This is a genomic window from Lentzea sp. HUAS TT2 (assembly GCF_051853195.1).
Lineage (GTDB): Bacteria > Actinomycetota > Actinomycetes > Mycobacteriales > Pseudonocardiaceae > Lentzea.
The window spans coordinates 3,863,039-3,885,724 of the sequence record NZ_CP196667.1 but is presented as its reverse complement, the minus strand read 5'-3'; the positions used below and the strand labels follow the sequence as shown (position 1 = coordinate 3,885,724).

Sequence of the window (22,686 nt, the reverse complement as noted above, 5' to 3'; positions counted from 1 at the left end):
TTGAACCAGAAAGGGGGCTGCCCAGGTGGGCAGCCCCCTTTCTGCTGTGCTCCTGCTACAGACCTGACTCCGAGGTGCGGACCAGGATCGCGCCGCACTCCTCACACCGCACGACCTCGTCGGCCGCCGCCTCCTTGAGCTTCGACACCGCGCTGCGGTCCAGCTCGATCCGGCACGCGCCGCAGCGGCGGGACTGGATCAGGGCCGCGCCGATGCCGCGCTGCTCGCGCTGGCGGTCGTAGGCCTTGAGCAGGTCGTCCGGGAAGCCCTTGGCCATCGCCGAACGGTCGGCGTTGCGGCGGGTCTCGGTCGACTCCAGGTCAGCGAGGGCGGTGTCACGGCGGGCCGTGGCGTCTTCCAGCGTCTGGCGGGCCTTGTCGAGCTCCACGCGTGCGAAGGACGCGTCAGCCTCGACGGCCTCGCGGCGTTCCATCAGTTCCAGCAGGTCGTCCTCGAGGACGCCCTGGCGGCGCTGGATGGTGGTGAGCTCGTGTTCCAGTTCGGTGAGCTGCTTGGCGCCGACGGAGCCCGACTGCATCAGCTTGCGGTCGCGCTCGCCACGGGCGCGGACCTGCTCGATCTCGGTCTCCTGGCGCTTCACGTCGCGGTCCAGGTCGGTGAGCGTCGTCTCGACGGCCACCAGCGCGTCCTGCTTGGTGCGCACCTGCTGTTCGACCTCGTTGATCTCCGTGATCTCCGGCAGCGTGCGGCGGCGGTGGGTGACACGCGACAGTTCGGCGTCGACCGCGGCCAGGTCGAGCAGCCTGCGCTGCACTGCGGGGTCGGCTTTCACGCATGTCCTCCTGCTGCTGTGCTCGTCGCACCGACGGTCCACGGATCGGTCCGGCGAGTGGAGACGAGTACGTCGACCCTACCGCCGAAGGCAGCCCGCAGGATCTCCGCCGCCTGCTCGCACCACGGCCACTCGCTGGCCCAGTGCGCGACGTCGACCAACGCGGGTCCGCCGGCCTCGATGTGCTCGCTCGCCGGGTGGTGCCGCAGGTCGGCCGTGACGTAGGCGTCGACGCCGGCGCGCTGCACCTTGCCCAGGAAACCATCACCGGCGCCGCCGCACACCGCGACCCGTTTGACCAGGCGTTCCGGGTCTCCCGCCGCCCTGACGCCCTGCACCGTGACGGGCAGCGCGTCGGCGACCCGCTGGGCGAACACCCGCAGCGGCTCGGGTTCCGCGAGCTCACCGATGCGGCCTGAGCCGGTGTCGCCCGGCAGGTCGGCGATCTCGTGCAGCGTGAAGCCCGGTTCCTCGTAGGAGTGGGCGGCCTTGAGCGCGTTGATGACGGCAGTGCGGCGAGCGCGTGGCACGACGACCTCGATGCGCGTCTCCTCGTGCCTGGTCAGCTCGCCGACCGAGCCGATCACCGGTGCGGCGCCGTCCGTCGGGCGGAACTGGCCCACGACGGTGTTGATCCAGGCGGCCTCGCGGTAGTCGCCGAGCGCGCCCGCTCCCGCCTCGGTCAGCGCCTTGAGCAGCTGCTCCGACTCCGGGACCGGCACGTACGTGGTCAGCACGTCCAGCGGGGTGCGCTGGGCGGCGTCGAGCGGGCCGGTGACGGTGAGTCCGATGGCCTTCGCGAGCGCGTCCGAGACGCCGGGCAGTGCGCTGTCGGCGTTGGTGTGCGCGCAGTACAGGGCGGCGCCGTTGCGGATCAGCTTGTGCACCAACGCACCCTTGGGGTCGTCGGCGGGAACCCCGTTGACGCCCTTGAGGAGCAGCGGGTGGTGCGCGAGCACGAGCTGCGCGCCCCGTTCGACCGCCTCGTCCACAGTGGACGACGTCGGGTCCACGCAGACCAGGACCCTGGTGACTTCTTCGGCCGGGTCACCGCAGACCAGGCCCACCGCGTCCCACTTCTCGGCGGTCTTCGGCGGATACGCGGACTCCAGGACCGCGATCACGTCGGCGAGCTTCACGCCAGTTCCTCCATCACTACCCGCAGTGCGTCGGCGAACACCGCGAACTCCTCCGGCGGGCGGATCGCCACGCGCAGGTACGTGTCGTCGAGTCCGGGGAACGTGTCGCAGCGCCGTACCGCAATCCCCTTGTCCCGCAACGCCTGCCGCGTCCCCTTCGGCGCCCTGAGCAGCAGGAACGGTCCCTTGGGCGCCACGACGACGAGGTCCTGGAGCTGCTCCACCGCGTAGGCGGCGTGCTGCTCTGCCTCCTTCGCGAACAGCGCGGACTGGGCGAGCGCCTCCGGTTCGCAGCACGCCGTGATCGCCTCCAGCGTGAGACTGCCCACTGGCCAGTGCGGACGGCCGTGCGCCAGCCGGGCGAGGGTCTCCGGGTCGCCGAGGAAGTAGCCGGCGCGCAGGCCCGCCAGGCCCCAGGTCTTGGTGAGGCTGCGCAGGACCAGCACGTCGGGGTCGTGCGCGAGCGACTCGGGCTCGCCGGGGACGGCGTCCATGAACGCCTCGTCGACCACCAACCGGCCGGGCAGCGCCTTGAGTTCGATCGCCTCGTGCAGCACCGACGTCGGGTTCGTCGGGTTGCCGATGACGGTGAGGTCGGCGTCCGAGGTCACGGGGCGGAGGCGGAAGTCGCCGTCGAGCAGCACGTGCTCGACCGGAATTCCGGCATCGCGAAAAGCCACCTCGGGCTCGGTGAACCCGGGGTGGACGATCGCGGCACGGCGCGGCGCGAGCTTCGGCAGCAGCGCGAAGCCCTCGGCGGCACCGTTGAGCAGCAGGACCTCGTCCGGTGTGCGCCCGTGACGGCGTGCGACTGCCTCACGGGCGCGTTCCTCGGCCTGCCTCGAGGGGTAACTCCCCAGTCCGTCGAGCGCCGCTGCCAGCCGTTCGCGCAGCCAATCGGGCGGGTGCGGCACCCGCACGTTGACGGCGAAGTCGGCGAGGCCTGGCGCGGCGTCGACGTCACCGTGGTGGCGCAGGTCTGGGCTGGTCATCGCCGGAATTCTAGGCGACGGGCTCAGACCGGCGCGTCACTGCATGTAGCGGCGGAGCTCGGTGAGGTGGCTGATCAGCTCGTCCAGCTGGAAGGCGTCGAGCTGCGCCGACTCACCGGGCGGGGTGCGGAAGCAGACGCGACCCTTCTCGTTGAGGTACACCTCGAACGCGCGACGGCGCCCGAGGGCGTCGGTACACCCGATGATCTCCCGTTGAGGGGGCACGTCGGTACCTGTCTGCATGGGCGGCCTCCATGTCGTTTGTCCGTACATCTTGCGACAGCGGTTGAGCGTTACCGTGCGGCGGCACCACATAGGCTGCGCGACATGCACGTCTCGTTCGTCTGCACCGGCAACATCTGCCGGTCCCCCGTGGCAGCGCTCGTGTTCCGAGAATGGCTGTCCAGGGAAGGATTGTCCCACCAGGTCCGGGTGTCCAGTGCCGGAACGGGCGGATGGCACGTCGGCGACCCCGCCGATCCCCGCGCGTTGAAGACATTGGCGGACAACGGATATCCCGTCGACCACGTGGCCGCGCAGGTCGGTCCCGACCACCTCGACGCCGACCTGCTGGTGGCGCTCGACTCCGGCCACGCCCGCGCGTTGCGCCGGATGGCCGATCCCGACCGCGTCCGGCTGCTCCGTTCGTTCGATCCGGACGCCGACGGCGCGGACGTGCCGGATCCTTACTACGGCGACGATTCCGGGTTCGACGAGGTGCTCGTGATGACGGAGGCGGCGATGCCGGGATTGATCGCGTGGGTCCGCGAGCGACTCTGAGGACGAAGCACCAGTCGCCTGCCGCCACCTCCGCCGAGGCGGCCGGCCTGCGGTGGCTGCGCGTGGACGGAGGCCCGCCGGTCTCGTTCGTGCACAGCGCTGAGGAGGGCGCGCTGGTGATCGACGAGATCCCGGTCGGCGAACCGAATCTTCAGGCGGCCGTGACCTTCGGGCGCCGGCTGGCTGTGTTGCACCTCGCCGGCGCTGAGGCGTTCGGCTCCCCACCGCCCGGCGGCCCGCGCGAGGCCACGATCGGCCTGGCACCGATGCTCAACGAGCCGTCTGCGGAGTGGCCGTCGTGGTTCGCGTCACACCGCATCGAGCCGTACGCGCGGCAAGCGGGCGTTGACGTGGGTGAGGTGTGCGCGCGGATCAGCGAGATCGCCGGTCCGCCGGAACCTCCCGCACGGCTGCACGGCGACCTGTGGAGCGGCAACGTGCTGTGGGGCGCCGACGGCCAGGTGTGGCTGATCGACCCCGCGGCCCATGGCGGGCATCGAGAGAGCGATCTCGCGATGCTCCAGCTCTTCGGCTGCCCGTTCCTCGACCACGTGCTCGGCGCATACCAGGAGGTCGCGCCCCTGGCCGACGGCTGGCAGGCACGGGTGCCGTTGCACCAGCTCTTCCCCCTGCTCGTGCACGCCGTGCTGTTCGGCGGCGGCTACCGCGCGCAAGCCTTGGCAGCGGCACGGGCGGCTTTGCGAGGATGAGGTTCATGGACCTCACCGGCTGGACGTGGCTCAACGAACCGACGAAGTGGTCGCCCACCCCGCTGACCGTGCACGCCGACCCCGGCAGCGACTTCTGGCGCCTCACCGGCAACGGCGTGGTCCGCGACAACGGCCACCTCTACGGCCTGAACGTCACCGGCGACTTCACCGTCACCGCCACCTTCTCCGGCGAGTACGCGGCGCAGTACGACCACGCCGGTGTCGGCCTGCTGGTCGACGGCGAGAACTGGATCAAGGCCGGGGTCGAGGTGTTCGACGGGAAACAGCAGGCCAGCACGGTGGTCACGCGGGGTTTCTCGGACTGGAACCTGGCGCTCGTGGAGCCGTTCCAGCGCTTCACGGTGAGTGCGGAACGCAAGGGCGACGCGGTGTGGGTGCGGTACGGGCTCGACGGGTCGGAGCCGGTGAACCTGCTGCGCAAGGCGTACTTCCCGCCCGACGCGGAGGTCACGGCCGGGATCATGGCCGCGAGCCCGGAGGGCGAGGGGTTCGTGACCCAGTTCCACGAGGTCCAGCTCACCCGATAGGTCGTTGCGACTGCTTCGAATAATGCGGATAGCGGAAGGAGGAGAGCGATGGGTTCCGCTGCACTGCGAGCCGTCCAGCCTGACGATCACGACGTCGTCCGGGCGGGCGCCGCGTTGACAAGGGTGAAGGCCTACCTGCACGACCACGAAGACGACGGGAACGACGTCCGCATCCGGGCCGAGGAAGACGACGACGTGCTGGTGCTGCCGCGTGCCGCCGTCGAGCTCTTCGCCCAGATCCTCGCCTACATGGCCGCGGGCCACGGCGTGTCCGTCGTGCCCGCCGACGCCGAACTGACCACGCAACAGGCCGCGGACATGTTGAACGTGTCACGTCCGTACCTGATCGGCCTGCTGGAAGCCGGTGCGATCGAGTACCGCAAGGTCGGCAAACATCGCCGTATCAAGGCTGTGTCGTTGGTGGAGTACATGCGCAACGACGATCAGAGGCGGCGGCGAGCGGCCGATGAGTTGTCGGCGCTCACGCAAGGTCAAGTGGACTGAGCAGATCTTCGACGAGGTGTTCCGCAACATCCGCAAGAACCGGCCGGACCTTTCCGAGGAGCAGCTCCTGCGGATCCGGACACTGATGGTCACGTCGGTCCGGGATTGTCTCGTCATCGGCCACGAACGCTGGTCACCGCGCTGGACCTGCCCGATCCAGACCACGTGCTCGCGGCCGCGATCAGGGCTCACGCGCGGGTGATCGTCACCAACAACCTGAAGGACTTCCCCGCGCAGGTCATGCGTCAGCGGGACATCGATCCCGAGGTCGTGTGGAGCTGCGTCCAGCAGATCGCGAACTCGTGGCGCAATCCCCCCGGCACGATCGGGGACGTGCTCGCCTCGCTAGAACGCTGCGGGTTGGTGCAGTCAGTGGCCGCACTCAGGGCGCTCTGACCGGTCATCTACCGTGAGGACGTGCGGTTCAAGTTCCTCCTCAAGCCGGGCTGGCTGGCGCTGACCCTGGCCGTCTGGGTGTTCGCGGGTGCCTGCATCTACTTCCTCTCGCCGTGGCAGTTCGGCCGCAACGACGAGCGGCAGCAGCAGAACTCCGCCATCACCCAGTCGCTGAAGAGCGACCCTGCCCAGTTCGGCGCGAAGCACGACGAGTGGCAGAAGGTCGAGATCAAGGGCCGCTACCTGCCGGAGCTCGAAGCGCTGGCGAGGTTGAGGACCGTCCAGGGCGAGGCGGCGTTCGAGGTCATCACGCCGTTCGAGACCACCACGGGCCACCGGATCCTGATCGACCGCGGGTACGTGCGGCCCATCAACGGCATCAAGCCGCCGAACTTCCAGGCGCCTCCGACGAACGAGGTCACGCTCATCGGGCTCGCCAGGCCCAACGAGTCGAACGACCAGCCCGCGTTCGAGCAGGACGGCCGCCGGCAGATCTACTCGATCAACAACAACGCCGTGGGCGCGGGCATCGAGCCCGGCTACTACCAGCTGATCGAGGGCCAGCCGGGTGCGCTCGACACGCTGCCGCTGCCCAGGCTCGAGTCCGGGCCGTTCTTCTCCTACGCGCTGCAGTGGATCGCGTTCGGCGTGATGGCGGTCGGCGGCTGGCTGTACTTCACGATTCGCGAGGCACGGCCCGGTGGCGTGCTCTACGAGGGCAAGAAGAAGAAAAAGTCGATCGCCGAGCTACTTGCGGAAGAGGGCGATGACGGCGCTGACGAAGCCCGCGCCGAAGCCGACGACGCGGGACAGCTCCACGGCACGCGTCACGTGACCTGAGTCCGGGTTGCGGCCGTGGCCGAGCACCGGGCGTTCCTCGACGCCGTGCGAGTAGACGGTGCGGCCGCCGAGCCTGATCTCCAGTGCTCCGGCGAAGGCCGCCTCGACCTGGCCCGCGTTGGGCGACGGGTGCGCTGACGCGTCCCTGCGCCAGGTCTCCAGGGCCTGCGAGGCCGAGCCGCCGACGACCGGGGCACCGCCGACGGTCAACAGGGCCGCCAGCCGCGAGGGCAGCAGGTTCAGCAGGTCGTCCAAGCGGGCGGAGGCCCAGCCGAAGCGCAGGTAACGCGGCGACTTGTGGCCGACCATCGCGTCCAGCGTGTTGGCGGCGCGGTAGCCCAGGAGCCCGGGCACGCCGAACACCGCACCCCAGAACAACGGCGCCACGACGGCGTCCGAGGTGTTCTCGGCGACGGACTCCACGGTCGCGCGCGCCAGGCCCGTGGTGTCCAGGCGGGCGGCGTCGCGGCCGCACAGGTTGGGCAGGCGGTCCCGCGCGGCCTCGAGGTCGCCGTCGGCCAGTTCGCGGCCCATCGACGTGCCCTCGGTGGCCAGGGAGTTGCCGCCGAGCACCACCCAGGTCGCGACACCCGTCGCCAGCGCCTGCGTCAGCCAGTTGCGGCGAGCGAGGCGCTCCACGGCGACACCAGCGGCCACGGTCCCGCCGACCAGCACCGCGGAATAGACGGCGCCGGCTGCCTGCGAGTCGGCATAAATGCGCTTTTCGAGGGCCGCCGACGACGACCCGAATGCCGCTACCGGGTGAAATCGGCGTGGATCACCGAACACCGCGTCCGCGGCCACGCCCAGCAACAACCCCAACGCGCGACCCGCACCCACGGCAGCCTCCCCAGCTCGTCGAAGGCACCGTAGCGCCGCAGCACAGCCGGCCGCGCATTAGGGTGGCCGGTCGTGGAGCACAAGCGGCTGAAGCTGTACGCCTATCTGGACGCGCGCGATCACCAGCGCACGTACCTGGCGATCATGCGGCTGTTCACCTCCACGCTGCTGGCGGATCTCAGCGCGGGCGAGGTCGCCGGCGCGCTCGCGGGTCAGGAGCGCGAGGGCAGGGTCGAGGCAGGCGAGTCGCGCATCGAGAACGTCATCAACCGCCTCAAGCAGCTCGTCGAGTGGGGCAACCTGGTCCAGGGGCGGCGTGAGGTCGTCGCGGCCAGCATCGCCGAGTTCCAGCACGGCAGCGTCCGCTACCAGGTCTCGAAGCTCGCGGTCCGCGTCCAGCGCGACGTCGACGAGCTGCTGCGCGTCCCCGAGGGCGCCCGCGAGGTCTCCCGCGAGCTGCTGCCCGCCATCGAACGCGGCCTCAACGAACTGGGTGGATCCCTGTCGGTGGCCCTGCTCAACGAGGGCGACAAGACCAGGGAGCTGCTGGCCGAACGCGTCACCACGCTGTTCCTGCAGCACGCCGAGCTCGCGGCGACGGTCCGCGACTTCTACGCCTACCTCGGCCAGGTCGTCACGAGGAACCACCTCGCGCCCGAGGAGATCGCGGGCTTCCGGAACCTGCTGGTCGAGTACATCCAGCGGGTCGTCGAGGACGTCCTGAAGTACACGCCGCCGATCGCAGAGGCGCTGGCCGGGTTCTCGCGGGCGCGCACCGAGCTGCTGAGGCTCCTCGGCACCGACCTGGGCAACAACGTCGAACGCGCCCGCGGCCGCACGCCGGAGGACTGGCAGGAGCTGACGGACTGGTTCGTCGACCGCCCCGGCCGCCCGAGCCAGGTCACGGCGCTGCGAGAGGCCACGGCCCGCGCGATCGGCAGCCTCCTGGCCAGCGTGAAGCGCGCGACGTCCGGCGGCGGGCTGCTGCCGGGACGCCGTGCCGAACTGCTGAAGCTCGCGAGCTGGTTCGACAACTCGACCCGCGAGGAGGCGCACGAGATCTACGCCTCCGCGTTCGGCCTCTACAGCGCCCGCCACCTCTCCCCCGCGCCCGAGCACGACTCGGACAACGAGCGCACGGCGTGGCGCGACGGCCCGGTCTGCGACGTGACGGTCTCCGTGCGCACCCGAGGCGACCGGGGCGGGCGCGGCAGGCCGTCCAGGATCCTCGACGACCCGATGACCGAGCAGTCGCTGCTGGCGGAGGCCCGTGAAGCCGACGAGATCCGCGCGAGGCACGTCGCGGAGCTGACCAAGGCCGCCGGGAACCTGGAGAACACGACGCTCACGCACGGCGCGTTGGAGGTCTTCTGCGAGCTGCTGACGCTCGCGATGGCCCAGCGCGACTCCCCCAACGACAGCGGATCGGCCAGCGACCCCGTGCGCGGCCTCAAACTGGAGATCGCCCACGGCACGACGACTCAGATCAGGTCGGCCGCCGGGACGCTCACCCTGCACGACGCGACGGTGGCACTGAAGCGATGAACCACTTGGACAACCTCTCCGACATCGACGCCGCCAACGTGGTGCGGTGCGCGCGAACGTTGCTGCGCAGGCCGTTGCTGCGCTCCGACGGCCCGGACGGCGAGCTGCTCAGCCTCGTCTACCGGCACCGGGCGACGCTGCAGGACCTCTTCGCGAGCCTGCTCGGGTACCGGCTGGTCGTGGAACGCCGGTTCGCGCGCCTCTACAAGTCGGGCCCCGGCAACGACGACACGCGCGGCGTGCTCAGCATGTCCCCGCGCGGTTACGCCTACCTGGCCCTCACGCTCGCGGTCCTCACGGGCATCGGCCGGCAGACGCTGCTGTCCCGCCTGGTGGCCGACATCCGTTCCGCCGCGGCCGAAGCGGGCATCGAGGCGCCCGACGACGTCACCGAACGCCGTGCGCTCACCGCGGCCCTGCGCCACCTCGTCTCCCTGGGAGTGCTGCACGAGACCGAGGGCTCGGTCGCGCAGGACCTGCTGCCCCAGGAAGCGCTGATCACGATCGACACGGACCTGCTGGGCCAGCTCGTCACGGGCCCGGTCGGCGAGGCGCAGACCCCGGCCCACCTCATCGAGCTCGCGGCGCGGCCCGGTCCGCGGGGCATTGAGCACGCGGTGCGGCGCAGGCTCGTCGAGACACCGCTGGTGCTCTACGCGGACCTGCCGGACGAGCAGGCGGAGTGGTTGCGCCGCAACCAGCGCAAGGAGACCGCGTTGCTGGAACAGGCTTTCGGCCTGCACACCGAGTGCAGGGTCGAGGGCGTGCTCGCCGCGGACCCCGAGGACTTCCTGACCGACCTGTCGTTCCCCGGCGTCTCGACCGTCGCGCGCATCACGCTGCTCGCGCTGCCGGACCTGCTGGACAGCGAGGACGAGGACGCGCCCGCACGGCACGTCGTCACGGTGGATCGGTTGCGCGAGGTCTGCGCCGCGCTGGTCGAGGACTATCCTGCGGCGTGGTCGAAGCAGTTCACCGACGACCTGGACCGACTGGTCGCCGAGGTGACGGAACTGTTGCGCCGCATGGGGTTGGCGGCCAGGACCGAGGACGGCGCGTGGTCGATCAGCGCGGCCGCGCACCGCTGGCTGCCGTCGCCCGACGGCGACCCGGAACGAGAACAACCGGAACAACCCGTTGTGGCGCCAGAGGTGCCGAGCTGGTCCCTGTTCGACGAGGAGAACGTTTCATGAGCAGGTGGCGGCTGCACCGCGGCGGCGTGGTCAACATCTGGCAGTACACCGAGCAGACGTTCGACTTCTCCGGTGGCCGGGCGATCTTCCAGGGCACCAACGGTTCCGGCAAGTCCCGCACGCTGGAGCTGCTGCTGCCGCTGTGCCTCGACGGCGATCTGCGCCAGCTCGGTTCGAAGGGCTTCGACACGGTCAGCCTCCGGCGCCTGATGCTGGACGACTACGACGGCGGCCCGAACCGCATCGGTTACGCGTGGATCGAGCTGATCCGCGAGGCCGCCGACCACTCCGGCAACGAGTACCTGACGTGCGGTATCGGCGTGAAGGCGTCGAAGACCTCGCAGGCGATCACGGACTCGTGGCGGTTCGTCACGCCGATGCGCGTCGGTACGGAACTGCAGCTCGCGGGCCCGGAACGCGTCCCGCACGGCCCGGCGCAGCTGCGTGATCTCATCGGCGCGGACTGCATGTTCGAGGAGCCGGCGTTCCGCGCGAAGGTCGCCGAGACCGTCTACGGCGTGCCGGCCGCGCGGTACGGCGACCTGCTGCACCTGCAGCGGACGCTGCGCAACCCGGACGTCGGCCTGAAGGTGCTGGAAGGCCAGCTGGAGCAGATCCTCAGCGACGCGCTGCCGCCGCTGGACCAGGCGATGGTCGAGCAGCTCGCGACCTCGTTCGACGACCTGGAGTCGATCCGCGAGAACATCGTGCGACTGTCCTCTGCGGACAGTGCGCTCGGCACGTTCCTCAAGACCTACAGCGACTACGCGTTCGGCGGGCTGCGCAGCGCGTCCGAACGGCTGGAGTCCGCCGAGAGGTCGGTGGCGAAGCTGCGGCGCGAGCAGGCGAAGCTCACGCAGGAGCTGGACCTCACGCGGATCGAGCGCACGTCGTCCGAGCAGGCGCTGGTCGACATGGAGACCGGCGAGCAGCAGGCCGAGGAGACCATCGCGGCGCTCAAGGAGCTGCCCGCGTTCCGCGACCTGCAGGACCTCAAGACGCGCGAGAACCTGGTGGCGCAGATGCGGTCCTCCGCCGTCGCCGCCCTGGAGACCGCGCACCGCCAGCGCGCCCAGGAGGACGCGGCCGTCGACAACGTGCTGCGGCTGCTGAAGCGCCTCGCGGAGGACCTGTCCGCGGCGGACGCGCTGAGCGAACCGCTGCGCGAGAACCTGCGCCTCGCGGGCATGGACCCGGACCTCGCACCGGACGTACCGCAGGTCCCGGCCGCCGAGGCCACCGTGACCACGGCCTCCGTGCGCGCCAAGCCCGATCCCGAGGCCGGTCCGCTGCCGATCGAACGCCGCGTGCCGCCGGCCGCCGCGACCGAGGACGTGCTGGCCGCGCTGACGTCGGTCGTGGACCAGACCGCGGGCATCGCTTCCCTTGCCCGCCAACGGGGTGCGCTCGCGCTGGCGTTGCACGAGCAGGCATTGGCCTTGGACGTGCAGCAGCGCGAGGTGGAGTCGTTGCGGCAGAAGGCCCGCGACGCCCAGCTCGGCGCGACCGAGTCGACGTCGTTGCGCAACCAGGAGATGCAGGAGCTGGCCGAGGTCGTGCAGACCTGGCTGGAGCAGGTCGAGGTGTGGACGTCGAGCGGCCCGCTGCGCGACGACCGCCCGGCCGAGGCCCTGAGGCTGCCCCAGACCGCCGATCCGGCCGCCGCGAAGACGTTGAGCGCCACCGCCCGAGAGTGGGCGGGACCGCTCGTGCAGGCCGCTCGGGACGCCGCGCACGCGTTCACGCAGCAGCGCACCGAACTGCGCACCCGGCTCGACACGCTGGACGAGGAGCTCATCGGCCTGCGTTCGGGCAACGAGCGCGTGCCGGTGCCGGGCCAGTACACGTCGGCGGACCGCGACTCGGCCGTCGGCGCGCCCTTCTACCGGCTGGTCGACTTCGTGCCGGCGCTGACCGACGACGAACGGGCGGGGCTCGAGGCCGCGTTGCAGGCGAGCGGCCTGCTGGACGCCTGGGTGACCCCTGCCGACGCCGAGCTGAACGACGTCCTGGCGGTGCCGAGGCCCGCCGCCGAGGGCCGGTCGCTGGCCGACTACCTGGTGCCCGCGGTCGAAGGCTCGCCCGTGCCCGAGGCGTTCGTCACCGACCTGCTGCGCGCGGTGTCGCTGGACGACATGACGACGACCGGCGACTGGCGCACGGGAGTGCTGACCGGCCGCTGGACCAAGCCGGAGGCCGAGTTCATCGGCGCGGGCGCGCGGGAAGCCGCCCGCGGCCGCCGAATCGTTGCCCTGGAAGAGGAACTTGCCGGGCTGCGCGACCGGCTCGGCACCGCCGAGGACGAGCTGGCCCGCGCCCACGAGCACGTCGCGACCTGGGAGGCGCACCTCGCGGCGTTCCCCGGCGACGGTGAGCTGATCGCGAAGCACAGCCGCGTCCAGGCGGCCGAGGAGTCCGCGGCACGGTCGCAGCAACGCACGTTCGAGCTGCGGGAGGCCTTGGAGAACGCCAACTCCCGGCTCGAGGCGGCGCGCTCGGAGCTCACCAGGCAGGCGGGCGACGCCGACCTGTCGTCCGACACCGAGGCTCTCAGGCAGGCCCAAGCGGCCGCCTCGGAGGCCCAGCGGACCGCCGACCTGCTCGGTGACGCGGTGCGGAGGCGTTGCCAGGGCACGATCTCCGACCTCACCGACGCCTCGCACCGCTACCACGAGGCCGTCGCCGACCGGCAGACCGCGGAGTCCGACGCCGACAGCCGCTGCGTCGACCACGCGGCCCAGGCGGGCACGCTGGCCGAGCTGACCGACGCGGTCGGCGGCGAGGCCAAGGAGATCAACGAGCAGCTCACGTCACTGGAGAAGTCGCGCAAGAAGATGCGCGAGGACCTCAAGGGAGTGCGCGAGAGCATCACGACCGCGCGCGAGCAGGCCGCGAAGCTGGAAGCGTTGCTGGAGAGCAACTCCACGCAGGTCGCCGACGCCGCGGAGAGTCTGGAGCGCGCCTCGGCGAACTTCCAGGCGACCGTCCGCGCGCCCGGTCTGCTGGCGGCGGCGTTCCAGGAGGCTCCCGAGGAGTCCCTGGTGCGGCAGGCGATCGCGGAGACGCCCGACCGCCGTGGCGGCACCGAGGCCACCGTGATCGCGAAGCTGCAGGCGTTGCAGACCTCGCTGGCCGGCAGCCACGACATCGCCGCCGAGCAGCACGCGGGCCTGCTGACCGTGACGGTGACCGGCGAGGAGGGCGCGAAGCCCGTCGCCGTGGCCGCCCGCCAGGTCACCACGAAGCTCGCGGAGCAGCGCGGGTTCCTCGACGAGCAGTACCAGAGCGTCTTCGCCGACTACCTGATCCGCGACCTGGCCGAGTGGCTGCGCGGCCAGATCACCGTCGCCGAGGACCTGACCAAGCGCATGAACGAGGTGCTCGGCCAGGCCCGTTCCAGCCAGGGCGTGCACGTCAAGCTGGCCTGGAAGTCCTCCAGCGCCCTCGACGACTCGACGAGGCAAGCGCTTGCGCTGGTGCGGCTGCCGTTCGGCGAACGCACCCCCGAGCAGGACGCCACGCTGCGCCGCGTCTTCACCGAACGCATCGAGAACGAACGCGACACGCACTCCGGCGGCTACGCGGAGATCCTGTCGCGCGCCCTCGACTACCGCACGTGGCACCAGTTCACCGTGACCGTCGCGGACACGGGCCCGGACGGCAATCCGCGCGAACGGCGTCTGCGCCAGCTCTCGTCCGGCGAGACCCGCCTGATCTCGTACGTGACGCTGTTCGCGGCCGCCGCGAGCTTCTACGACGCCGTCAGCGACGAGTTCGACCCGCTGCGCCTGGTGCTGCTCGACGAGGCGTTCGAACGTCTCGACGACCCGACCATCGCGCGCATGCTGGGCCTGCTGGTCGACCTGGACATGGACTGGGTGATCACCTGGCCGAGCGGATGGGGCGTGTCGGACAAGATCCCGCGCATGCACATCTTCGACGTGCTGCGGCCCAAGAACGGCCGGGGCGTCGCGTGCACGCAGACCACGTGGGACGGCGCGGCGCTGGACCGGATCGACCCCTAGAACGGCACCTCGGTGCCGAGCGGGGTGGTCCCCCTGCCGGAGAGCGCGCGGCAGAACTCGACCGCGTCGAACTCCAGCTCAGGACCGCCCTCGCCCCAGGTCCCGCCCGCGGGCCCGGTCAGGCGCAACGTGACCGGGCTGCCCAGCCGTTCGAACCACTCTCGGACCACGTCGTCGACCAGCACGCCGTCGTGCTCGGCCGTCAGCACCATGGGAGCGCCCGTGGCCCGCGCGATGTCGGTCCGGTGCATCCACGGGTCCCGGGTCATGATCACGTCGGACAGGAACCCGAGCGTCCACGCCTCCTCGCGCCCGTTGACCAGCTGCGCCGCCGGCATCTTCTGCCTGCGCAGGAACCACGGCATGCGCCGCCGCGCCTTCACCGCCTTCGGGGCCACCTCGGCGTACCGGGCGGCGATGCTCTCCGGAGCCATGTCCGCCCGCTCGGCCACCTGCAGGTCCGTCAGCTCGTCGATGAACACCCCGCCCCGTGCCTGAGCCGCCTTGACCTGCCGCATGCTCTCGCGCATCGACGCGGACATCTCGGCCATCCCGAGCAGGTGCGCCGCCATCGCGCGGACGTCCCACGCCGGGCAGTCCGTGGGCTTGGCCCAGTCCTGCGGCACGAGGCCTGCCAGCAGGGCGGCGACCCGTTCGTACTCGGTGGCGGCGAGCCGCATCGCGGTGTCGCGGTCGAGCGCGGACGTACGGGGTCTGGAGGCGAGTGCTGCGGTCATCGTGAGCTCCTCAGGGAAGGTCCGGGCAGGCCGACCTCGTCGGCGAACATGTCGATCACGCGGGGAAGCTGCCGCAGCCAGCGGTCTCCACCGGGCTCGTTCGCGAGCTGCCGGTCGAGCAGACCGCCGCACAGGGCCAGGAACAGGTCCACGTCGGCGGTGTCGGTGACGCCGAGCCCCCGCAGGGTGTCGTGCAGCAGGCCGATCACCTCGACGGACGGCGCGTAGGCGGCCTCCGACGGCGTGAAGCCGGGAACGGCGTGCTGGTTCAGCAGCTGGTAGCGGGCGGCGTCGGCCAGCGAGAACGCGAAGAAGTGCTCGGCGATCGCCAGCACCGCCTCCCGCGGCATCTCCGGCAGCCGCGCGTGGTGCTCCCTCATCTCGGCGAGGTAGAGCGTCCAGGCCTGCCCGAACATCGCGTCGTAGATCGCGTTCTTCGAGTCGAAGTGCGAGTACAGCGACGGCGACCGCATCCCGATCATGGCCGCGACCTCGCGCAACGTGACCGCACCCAGCCCGTCGCGCCGCGCGATCTCCCACGCGGCGTCGACGATCTCCCGCCGGGTCGCCTCACGCCGTTCGGCTTGCCTATCACGATTAGGCAGAACGCTCATGGTTAGGAAGGGTCCGCTTCGGGACTCCTCCTGTCAAGCCCGGTCGCGCCCGGCGTCGCCCCCGGGTGAACGAGGTCGAAGTGCAGCACCGCGTCGCCGGGAACCTGGTCGAGCACCTCGACCGTCCGCCGGCCACCGCTCCACGAGAGGGCCGTCTTTCCTTCCTCCGGTCGTCGATCTCCCCGCGACTAGTGTGGCGCCGTGAACATGGACCAGCCCGAGCTGCGGGAGTTCTGGCGTCTCGCGCGGGAGACGATGGAGGGCGGCGGCCGTTCCGCGTTCAGCTTTCGGGTCGAGGACGCGAGCACCGCCACCGTCCTGGGCGAGCTCCTGCGCAAGCCGATCGCTCACCCGGCCCGCCGGCAGATCTCGCTGGCACGCTTGGACGAACACGTTCGCGCGCACGGCAGCTCGTTGCCCGAGGTCCTGGAGTCCGTGCACGGCAAGCCGATCGGCATGGCGACGTCTGAGGAGTCCTCGACCGCGGACGCCGTGCTGAAGTTCGCGTTGCGCGAGCACGGCCTGCTCTCCAGCCCGTGGGCCGCCGAGTGGATCGAGCACGTCCGCCGGTACGGCAAGATCCCGCAGCCCGCGTTGCCGATGATCGCGAACCAGGCCGCGGCGATCCTCGCGGAGCTGCACCCCGAACCGCGACGGTGGACAACGCGTTTCGCCTTGGCGGGCAACGATCTGGACGACGGCCGCCCGCTGACCCGCATCGTGCGGAAGGCGCTGGCGTTGGCGGGCACGGACTTCGAACGCTCCGGGGTCCTGCCCGACGCGTACAGCGACCCGGTTCTCACCTCGCAGGGTTACCTGACGCTCAACGACTCTCTGGCAGCACGGGAGATCACCGTCGTCCGCTCCCCGCGCCTGCTCGAATCCGGTGTGCCCGGTCCGCTGATGGTGCTCCCGGACGGCCTCACCCCGCAGGCCAGGCACCACCTCGACGGCAGGACCGTCCGGTGCCACAACGACTTCACGCCCGACGGCATCCGCACGGCGAACGAGGTCCTCGCCTGGACCGGCGGCACGGCGTGGCGGATGTCGGCGGCCGACTACCGCGAGGCCGTGGCCACGCTGATCGCGCGTGGGGTCGAGCTGCCGACGTTGAACAGTCGTCCTGAGGAAGCGAGCTGGGATCCCGCGCTCGCGGAGACCATGGCCACGACCGGCCTGATGGTCACCGAGGAGCACGTCCTGCCGTCACTCCTCTGAGGACTCCGCGCGGCCTGCCCGGGATGAGGCCGGGCAGGCCGGGGATGCCCACGGTGAACGGGGTGAGCACGGCGTCGGCCTGCTCGCGGGCGTTGAGGGCGGCCTGCTGGATCGTCGCGACGACGCTCTGGCCCAGCTTCTCCGGTGTGCTGCGGTCGAACGCGGCCGGGGCGAAGGTGACGCCGGTGACGATGCCGCTCGCGTTGACCGTGACCTCCACCAGACCGTCCGGCGAGGTGGCGCGGCCGACCTTGGCCATCGCCTCCGCCTGCGCCTGCTGGGCGGTCTGGCGTCCGAGGTTCGCCGGCATCGAGTCGGCCTGGCCGCGCAAAGCAGCGTTGCGCGCTTCGAGCTCCGGACTGGTCGTGCGTGGACCGAACCGGGATGCGTCCGTTCGGCGCGACCCGACTAAGCCCTGGACCAGCTCTGCAGCATCCGGAACGCGATCGACGCACCACCGGCGAGCCCGAGGCCGGGAACGCTGCCCGGTTCGTCGATCGCCTTGCGCACGTCCGCCCGCGACACCCACTTTGCCTCGGCGATCTCGCCTTCGGCCAGCCGCAACGGTTCCGCGGGATCGGCCACGGCCTCGAACCCGATCATCAGCGACCGCGGGAACGGCCACGGCTGCGACCCGAGGTACCGGATGTCGGTGACGGCGACGCCGACCTCCTCGGAGATCTCCCGCGCCACACAGGCTTCCAGCGACTCGCCGGCCTCGACGAACCCGGCCAGCACGGAGAAGCGGCCCTCCGGCCACTCCGGACCGCGGGCGACGAGCACCTGGTCCGCGCCGTCGTGCACGAGGCAGATCACCGCCGCGTCGGTGCGCGGGTACTCCTCCCGCCCGCAGCCGGAGCAGACCGACAGCCAGCCGGACTTCTCCAGCACCGTCCTGGCGCCGCACTTGGCGCAGTACTTGCCGATCCGGTGCCACTGGAACAACGCGGCGGCGGTCGTGAAGAGCCCAGCCGACATGTCGTCCAGGGTCGCGCCCGCCTGCCGCAGGTCGAGCCACTGCGGCTCGTCCGTGAGCTCCGGCGCGCCCCAGACGCGGGCGGCGGGGATCTCGCCCTCGTCCACGGCGGGCATCAGCACGGCGAACCAGGCCACGCCGTCCTGCTCACCGAGCAGGACGGCGTTCACGGGCGGCAGGTCGCCGAACTCGAGGGCCGGCCGGTCGGCCAGCCGTGTGCCGCGATCGGCGACCAGGGTGCGGCCGCGCGTGTCCACGACGATCATCCGGGCCTTGGGCCAGAGCGCGGCGAGCTTCTCCTCGTCGCCGCGCAACGGCTCGCACCGGTCGATCGTGGACCGCGACAGCGCGGGCAGACCGACTAGTTCGAAACTCACTGGAACGAGACCCCACCCAACGCGGACAGCTTCGGCTTGAGCTTCTCGGCGTCACCGACGAGCACGCCGGTGAAGTTGCCCGGTGCGAAGAACTCCAGCGCGGCCGCGGCCACCTGCTCCGGCGTGACGGCGGCGAGGCGCTGCGGGTGCGCGACGAGCCAGTCGAGGCCGAGGCCCAGCGCGACGAGGTTCACGAGGAACGACGCCAGGCCGCCCTGCGAGGACGTGCTGGTGAGCAGCGTGCCGACCGCGTAGCTGCGCGCGGTGTCCACTTCGGACTCCGACGGCGGCACGAGGCCCAGGCGCGCCAGTTCGTAGCGCGTCTCCAACAGCGCCGCCGCCGTCACGTCGGACGCCGTGTCCGCGTCGATCAGCAACGTCGCGCCGTGCGCGGTGAACTCGGGGTGCGACCGGGCGCTGTAGGTGTAGCCCTTGTCCTCGCGGATGTTCTCGACCAGCCGCGACGAGAAGAACCCGCCGTAGACCAGGTTCGCGAGCTGCAGCGCCGGGTAGCGCTCGTCGGTGCGCGGGATCGACTGCGCCGCGAGGCGGATCTGCGACTGCACGGCACCGGCGCGGTGCACCAGCACCACGTCGCCACCGGACACCTCGGGCAGCGGCGGCAGCTGCACGGCCTCGCCGTCGCCCTGCCACGCGGCCAGTGCCTCGCCGATCTGGGCCACGGCTTCGGACGGCTCGACGTCGCCGACGACCACGAGCACCGAACCGCGCGGCAGCAAAGCCTTGCCGTGCAACGCCACCACGTCTTCGCGGGAGACGGCGGCGACCTCGTCGGCCTCCGGCATCTCCTTCGCGTACGGGTGGTCGCCGTACAGGACCTTCTGCAACGCCTCGCGCGCGATGACGCTCGGCTGCGACCGGGCGATCGTGATGCGCTCGACGAGACGGCCGCGCTCGCGCTCGACCTCGTCCGCCGGGTAGGAGGCGTTGGTCAGGACGTCGGCCAACACCTCCAGCACGGTGCCGAGGCCGGTGGCCAGTGCGTTGCCGGTGAAGCTCAGGCGCTCCGGGTCGACCACGGAGTCGAGCTCGCCGCCGACCAGCGCCAGTTCGGTGTCGATCTCCACGCGCGACCGCGTGGCGGTGCCCGTCAGCACGGTGTTCGCGAGGATCTCGGCGACCGCGGAGTGCTGGGAGCCGACGCTCGTGCCTGCCGGGTCCGCGAACGGCACGCGCAGCCGCAGCTCGACCATCGGCACGGTGGCGCGGCGCACGGCGATGACGCGCAGGCCGTTCGGCAGCGTCGTGTCCACAGTGGACAGCTCGGCGGCCGCCTTCTGCGAACCGAGCTCCGGCAGCGGACGCGGGCCGACTGCGGTGCGTCCGATCTCCTCGGCTGAACGGTGGGTCTTGGCCGAGGTCACTGGGCTCCTCCGGTGGGCTTGACGAAGAGAAGGGCGCGGGAGTCGGGACGCAGCGCCTTGGCCGCGGCGGACACCTCGTCGACGGTCACCGAGGCGATCCGCTCCGGCAGTTCGTAGATCAGCTCGGCGCGGCCGAACAGCAGCTCTGCGGAGCCGAGGCCCAGCGTGCGGTTCGTGAGCCGGTCGTGCTCCTTGTGCATGGTCGACGCCCAGCGGGCGGTGACCTTCGCGAGCTCCTCGACCGACGGCGGCTCCTGCGCGAGCTTCTGCAGCTCCTCGTCGATGGCCGCGACGACCTGCTCCGCCGGAACCTCGGCGGCGTGGATCGCGGTGATGCTGAACGTGTCCGGGTCGCGAGCTTCCAGCGGTCCGAACAGGCCGCAGCCGGCGTTCAGGTCGATGACGATGCCCTCGGTGTGCACCAGGCGCTGCTGCAGGCGCGAGCCGTCGCCGTCCGCCAGCACGCCGGCGAGCACGAGGTAGGAGAGGTAGCCGTCGATGTCGGTGACCGGGTCCGGCACGCGGTAGCCGATGGCGATCGCGGGCAGCGGGGCCAGCGCGTCGCCGTGCTCGTGCCGCACCTCGCCCTGCGGGCCGGGCTCGGCGAACGAGGGGCGCTCGGGGCGCGGCCGGGCCGGCACGTCACCGAAGTGCTTCTCCACCAACGCCTTCGCGGTCTCGACGTCGAGGTCGCCCGCGACCGTCAGCACCGCGTTCGCCGGGCTGTAGTAGGTGTCGAAGAACTCCGCGCAGTCGTCGACCGTCGCGCTCTCCAGGTCGACGAAGTCGCCGTAGCCGTTGTGCGCGTTGGCGAACGTCTTGAACAGCACCGCGGGCAGCAGGATCCAGGGGAACCCGCCGTACGGGCGGTTCAGCACGTTGAGCCGGATCTCCTCCTTCACCACGTCGATCTGGTTGCGGAGGTTCTCGTCGGTGAGCTTCGGCGCGCGCATGCGGTCCGCTTCGAGGAACAGCGCCCGCTCCAGCGCCGCGCTCGGCAGCACCTGGTAGTAGTCGGTGTAGTCGGGGTGCGTGGACCCGTTGAACGTGCCGCCCGACGACTGCACGTGCCGGAAGTGGGCCAGCTTCTCCAGGCTTTCGCTGCCCTGGAACATCAGGTGCTCGAAGAGGTGCGCGAACCCGGTGCGCCCCTCCGGCTCGGAGCGGAAGCCGACGTCGTAGTGCACGCTGACGCCAACGACCGGTGCGCTGGCGTCGGGGGCGAGCACCACCCGCAGGCCGTTGGGCAACGTGAACCTGTGCAGTTCGGGTGAGGCCATGGAGCAAGACTACGGGTTCGGCGTCCGGAGCGATCGCAGGTGGCCCGCCTGGGCGAGCACGCCGTCGAGCGCCCCCAGGAACGCGGGGAAGCTCCGCCGGAAGTCGGACGCATTGCCGTACCAGTAGAGGTCCTGCTGACCGAAAGTCGCGAGCCAGCGCTCGGTCTCGCCGAGCACCACCGCGTACGGCAGCGACCGGGAGAACACGAGCTCGCGGTCGGCCTCGGGCACGTCCTCCGGCGTCACGCCGTGCAGGTAGCCGCGCAGCCCGCGGACGTGCTCCAGCAACTCGCTGCCGCGCTTGGTGCGGGCGGGCATCGACCGCGCGCCGAACGCGAGCGCGACACCACCGACCGCGACGACGAGCCCGAACAGCGCGTTGCCGATCGTCAGCGCCAGCACGACCGTGGCGGCCACGCCCAGCACGGCGATCACGATGCCCGCCCACCAGAACAGGTTCCGCTCGGCGTCCGGGCGGCGCACGAACCAGCGCTTCTCCACCACGTCGGCGTAGAGCCGCTCGCGGACGTGCGCCAGGTCGATCTGCCGGCCACGCAGTTCCGACACGCTCACCGCGTCCACGCCCTGCGGCAGCAGCGCCTCGCAGACGGCCTTCTCGTAGCCGGACAACGAGTCGTCGACCGGGTTGCGGCGCACGATCTGCCAGTCGTGGCCGTCGACTTCCGTGATCCACAGGTAGTTGCGCACGGCGAGGTCGATGACCGTGGCGGTCACGTCGACGACGTCCACGTGCTCGTCCACGACCGTGCCGACCTGACCGGGCAGCACGCCGTCCGGCGAGGCGAACGCGACGTGGCCACCCTGGTCGCGGACCAGCACGGTCACCGCGCCGACCTCGCTCGCGAGCGCCGCCGCGTCCCTGCCGCGCAGGAACCAGAGCAGGGCGACACCACCGAGCAGCAGCACGAGCAGCCCGCCGAGAGCGGCACCGCTGGCGGGCGTCAGCGCGAACGCGGCGGCGAGGCCCGACTGCTCGACCACGACGGCGTTGGGCGGCACGACCCCGGCGGACAGTCCGATCGCGACGTCGACGCGTTCACCGGCGCCGAGCTTGATCTCCTGCGCGCGCACGCCCTTGCCGTCCGCGAGGTCGGCGCTGGTGCACGGCTGGGACGAGCCGACGGGGCCCGCGAGGCAGTTGACCGACGTCGGGGAGTCGGGTGCGGAGAAGGAGACGGCGACCTTGTCGAGCTCGGTGTCCCAGCCGCCCGCGACCTGCCAGCGGACCTCCAGCGCGTCCCCGACCGGGGCGACCGCGCCGACGACCACGTAGGTCAGCGTGGACTGGCCGCCCTCGAGGGTGACCGAGAAGCTGTCGTCGTCGGTGGAGGTGCTGCCCTTGCCCTCGACCTTGGCGTCGGTGACCTGGTACTGGCGCTCCAGGTCGTTGCCCACCGCGAGTCGCAAGGGGACGGTCCGCTTGACGGTCTTGCCGTCGGGCACCTGGACGGTCTCGGTGACGGACAGCCTGGCGTCGCGCTCCAGCTTCATCCGCACCTCGGTGCTGACGGTGCCGGGAAGCGGCTGCGCGAGCGCGCCGGCAGCCGTGGTGGACGTCAGCGCGACGGCGACGAAGATCGCGGCTCCCCAGTTCTTCAACACGGCTGCGGACAATAGCGGAGTCCTCATATGCTCCGGCGGACTTTCGAACAGACGCCATCTGGGGGATCTTCGGCGATGACGCAACCACCGCCACCGGGCAGTTGGCCGCCGCCACGCCCGGTGGGTCCACCGCCCGTGCCCGCGCCACCGCCGTACGGGCCGCCGATGCCT

Annotated in this window: 22 protein-coding genes; 10 read left to right on the top strand and 12 right to left on the bottom strand. The window is 71.2% G+C overall.

What is annotated here, in order from left to right:
* Positions 1-55 precede the first annotated feature (55 nt).
* The 4 genes from ACSHWB_RS19580 to ACSHWB_RS19565 are packed head-to-tail and all read right to left on the bottom strand — an operon-like array spanning position 56 to position 3,167.
* A complete protein-coding gene (locus ACSHWB_RS19580; protein WP_439663444.1) occupies positions 56-793 on the bottom strand; it encodes a zinc ribbon domain-containing protein in 738 nt (245 codons plus the stop codon).
* A complete protein-coding gene (locus ACSHWB_RS19575; RefSeq protein WP_439663443.1) occupies positions 790-1,932 on the bottom strand; it encodes a Nif3-like dinuclear metal center hexameric protein in 1,143 nt (380 codons plus the stop codon). Before ACSHWB_RS19575 ends, ACSHWB_RS19580 begins: the two co-directional genes overlap by 4 nt.
* Complete coding sequence (cobC, locus tag ACSHWB_RS19570) at positions 1,929-2,924, bottom strand: Rv2231c family pyridoxal phosphate-dependent protein CobC (RefSeq protein ID WP_439663442.1); 996 nt, start codon at positions 2,922-2,924, stop codon at positions 1,929-1,931. The genes ACSHWB_RS19575 and cobC overlap by 4 nt, the downstream gene beginning before the upstream one ends.
* Positions 2,925-2,960: 36 nt before the next feature.
* Positions 2,961-3,167, bottom strand: a complete 207-nt coding sequence (locus ACSHWB_RS19565; protein ID WP_030472678.1) for a hypothetical protein — start codon at positions 3,165-3,167, stop codon at positions 2,961-2,963.
* Between the two features lie 84 nt (positions 3,168-3,251).
* Here ACSHWB_RS19565 and ACSHWB_RS19560 point away from each other — a divergent pair, with 84 nt between their 5' ends.
* The 6 genes from ACSHWB_RS19560 (at position 3,252) to ACSHWB_RS19535 (ending at position 6,702) form a co-directional block, all read left to right on the top strand.
* Complete coding sequence (locus ACSHWB_RS19560) at positions 3,252-3,704, top strand: low molecular weight protein-tyrosine-phosphatase (RefSeq protein ID WP_439663441.1); 453 nt, start codon at positions 3,252-3,254, stop codon at positions 3,702-3,704.
* Positions 3,683-4,414, top strand: coding sequence for a fructosamine kinase family protein (locus ACSHWB_RS19555; protein WP_439663440.1), 732 nt, complete (start codon positions 3,683-3,685; stop codon positions 4,412-4,414). The genes ACSHWB_RS19560 and ACSHWB_RS19555 overlap by 22 nt, the downstream gene beginning before the upstream one ends.
* A 5-nt stretch (positions 4,415-4,419) precedes the next feature.
* Entirely contained in the window at positions 4,420-4,962 is a 543-nt protein-coding gene (locus ACSHWB_RS19550) for a DUF1349 domain-containing protein (protein WP_439663439.1), read from the top strand.
* 48 nt (positions 4,963-5,010) lie between these two features.
* Entirely contained in the window at positions 5,011-5,466 is a 456-nt protein-coding gene (locus ACSHWB_RS19545; RefSeq protein ID WP_439663438.1) for a helix-turn-helix domain-containing protein, read from the top strand.
* Between the two features lie 105 nt (positions 5,467-5,571).
* On the top strand, positions 5,572-5,862 hold the full coding sequence (locus ACSHWB_RS19540) for a hypothetical protein (RefSeq protein WP_439663437.1): 291 nt from the start codon (positions 5,572-5,574) through the stop codon (positions 5,860-5,862).
* Between the two features lie 21 nt (positions 5,863-5,883).
* Positions 5,884-6,702 (top strand): SURF1 family cytochrome oxidase biogenesis protein, encoded by an 819-nt coding sequence (locus tag ACSHWB_RS19535; RefSeq protein WP_439663436.1) that lies wholly within the window; start codon positions 5,884-5,886, stop codon positions 6,700-6,702.
* Here the strand turns inward: ACSHWB_RS19535 and ACSHWB_RS19530 are convergent.
* On the bottom strand, positions 6,610-7,542 hold the full coding sequence (locus ACSHWB_RS19530) for a cobalamin biosynthesis protein (protein WP_439663435.1): 933 nt from the start codon (positions 7,540-7,542) through the stop codon (positions 6,610-6,612). The genes ACSHWB_RS19535 and ACSHWB_RS19530 overlap by 93 nt on opposite strands.
* 72 nt (positions 7,543-7,614) lie before the next feature.
* On the opposite strand from ACSHWB_RS19530, the gene ACSHWB_RS19525 reads away from it, so the two are divergent.
* Genes ACSHWB_RS19525 through ACSHWB_RS19515 form a run of 3 tightly spaced genes read left to right on the top strand, consistent with a single transcriptional unit; the run spans position 7,615 to position 14,305 of the window.
* A complete protein-coding gene (locus ACSHWB_RS19525) occupies positions 7,615-9,087 on the top strand; it encodes a DUF2397 domain-containing protein (protein ID WP_439663434.1) in 1,473 nt (490 codons plus the stop codon).
* Positions 9,084-10,280 (top strand): TIGR02678 family protein, encoded by a 1,197-nt coding sequence (locus ACSHWB_RS19520; RefSeq protein WP_439663433.1) that lies wholly within the window; start codon positions 9,084-9,086, stop codon positions 10,278-10,280. The genes ACSHWB_RS19525 and ACSHWB_RS19520 overlap by 4 nt, the downstream gene beginning before the upstream one ends.
* Entirely contained in the window at positions 10,277-14,305 is a 4,029-nt protein-coding gene (locus tag ACSHWB_RS19515; RefSeq protein WP_439663432.1) for a TIGR02680 family protein, read from the top strand. Before ACSHWB_RS19520 ends, ACSHWB_RS19515 begins: the two co-directional genes overlap by 4 nt.
* On the opposite strand, the gene ACSHWB_RS19510 is transcribed toward ACSHWB_RS19515, so the two are convergent.
* A complete protein-coding gene (locus ACSHWB_RS19510; protein WP_439663431.1) occupies positions 14,302-15,042 on the bottom strand; it encodes a maleylpyruvate isomerase family mycothiol-dependent enzyme in 741 nt (246 codons plus the stop codon). The genes ACSHWB_RS19515 and ACSHWB_RS19510 overlap by 4 nt on opposite strands.
* The gene (locus ACSHWB_RS19505; RefSeq protein ID WP_439663430.1) at positions 15,039-15,656 is read right to left on the bottom strand and encodes a TetR/AcrR family transcriptional regulator; all 618 of its coding nucleotides are present in this window, start codon (positions 15,654-15,656) and stop codon (positions 15,039-15,041) included. Before ACSHWB_RS19505 ends, ACSHWB_RS19510 begins: the two co-directional genes overlap by 4 nt.
* A gap of 207 nt (positions 15,657-15,863) precedes the next feature.
* Here ACSHWB_RS19505 and ACSHWB_RS19500 point away from each other — a divergent pair, with 207 nt between their 5' ends.
* On the top strand, positions 15,864-16,874 hold the full coding sequence (locus ACSHWB_RS19500; RefSeq protein WP_439664631.1) for a DUF2399 domain-containing protein: 1,011 nt from the start codon (positions 15,864-15,866) through the stop codon (positions 16,872-16,874).
* Here ACSHWB_RS19500 and ACSHWB_RS19495 read toward each other — a convergent pair.
* From ACSHWB_RS19495 to ACSHWB_RS19475, 5 genes are all read right to left on the bottom strand, one after another.
* On the bottom strand, positions 16,840-17,184 hold the full coding sequence (locus ACSHWB_RS19495) for a YbaB/EbfC family nucleoid-associated protein (protein ID WP_439663429.1): 345 nt from the start codon (positions 17,182-17,184) through the stop codon (positions 16,840-16,842). The genes ACSHWB_RS19500 and ACSHWB_RS19495 overlap by 35 nt on opposite strands.
* A gap of 98 nt (positions 17,185-17,282) precedes the next feature.
* Positions 17,283-18,227, bottom strand: coding sequence for an NAD(+) diphosphatase (nudC, locus tag ACSHWB_RS19490; RefSeq protein ID WP_439663428.1), 945 nt, complete (start codon positions 18,225-18,227; stop codon positions 17,283-17,285).
* Positions 18,224-19,612, bottom strand: coding sequence for a M16 family metallopeptidase (locus tag ACSHWB_RS19485; protein ID WP_439663427.1), 1,389 nt, complete (start codon positions 19,610-19,612; stop codon positions 18,224-18,226). The genes nudC and ACSHWB_RS19485 overlap by 4 nt, the downstream gene beginning before the upstream one ends.
* Complete coding sequence (locus ACSHWB_RS19480; protein ID WP_439663426.1) at positions 19,609-20,892, bottom strand: M16 family metallopeptidase; 1,284 nt, start codon at positions 20,890-20,892, stop codon at positions 19,609-19,611. Before ACSHWB_RS19480 ends, ACSHWB_RS19485 begins: the two co-directional genes overlap by 4 nt.
* A gap of 9 nt (positions 20,893-20,901) precedes the next feature.
* Positions 20,902-22,515, bottom strand: a complete 1,614-nt coding sequence (locus tag ACSHWB_RS19475) for a DUF2207 domain-containing protein (protein WP_439663425.1) — start codon at positions 22,513-22,515, stop codon at positions 20,902-20,904.
* Positions 22,516-22,686: the final 171 nt, after the last annotated feature.

Excerpts from the sequence above, each read along its gene's own strand:
- cobC (WP_439663442.1), bottom strand. The coding sequence starts at position 2,924 with ATGACCAGCCCAGACCTGCGCCACCACGGTGACGTCGACGCCGCGCCA.
- ACSHWB_RS19565 (WP_030472678.1), bottom strand. The coding sequence starts at position 3,167 with ATGCAGACAGGTACCGACGTGCCCCCTCAACGGGAGATCATCGGGTGT.
- ACSHWB_RS19560 (WP_439663441.1), top strand. The coding sequence starts at position 3,252 with ATGCACGTCTCGTTCGTCTGCACCGGCAACATCTGCCGGTCCCCCGTG.
- ACSHWB_RS19550 (WP_439663439.1), top strand. The coding sequence starts at position 4,420 with ATGGACCTCACCGGCTGGACGTGGCTCAACGAACCGACGAAGTGGTCG.
- ACSHWB_RS19545 (WP_439663438.1), top strand. The coding sequence starts at position 5,011 with ATGGGTTCCGCTGCACTGCGAGCCGTCCAGCCTGACGATCACGACGTC.
- ACSHWB_RS19520 (WP_439663433.1), top strand. The coding sequence starts at position 9,084 with ATGAACCACTTGGACAACCTCTCCGACATCGACGCCGCCAACGTGGTG.
- ACSHWB_RS19515 (WP_439663432.1), top strand. The coding sequence starts at position 10,277 with ATGAGCAGGTGGCGGCTGCACCGCGGCGGCGTGGTCAACATCTGGCAG.
- ACSHWB_RS19510 (WP_439663431.1), bottom strand. The coding sequence starts at position 15,042 with ATGACCGCAGCACTCGCCTCCAGACCCCGTACGTCCGCGCTCGACCGC.
- ACSHWB_RS19505 (WP_439663430.1), bottom strand. The coding sequence starts at position 15,656 with ATGAGCGTTCTGCCTAATCGTGATAGGCAAGCCGAACGGCGTGAGGCG.
- ACSHWB_RS19500 (WP_439664631.1), top strand. The coding sequence starts at position 15,864 with ATGGACCAGCCCGAGCTGCGGGAGTTCTGGCGTCTCGCGCGGGAGACG.
- ACSHWB_RS19495 (WP_439663429.1), bottom strand. The coding sequence starts at position 17,184 with ATGCCGGCGAACCTCGGACGCCAGACCGCCCAGCAGGCGCAGGCGGAG.
- ACSHWB_RS19480 (WP_439663426.1), bottom strand. The coding sequence starts at position 20,892 with ATGGCCTCACCCGAACTGCACAGGTTCACGTTGCCCAACGGCCTGCGG.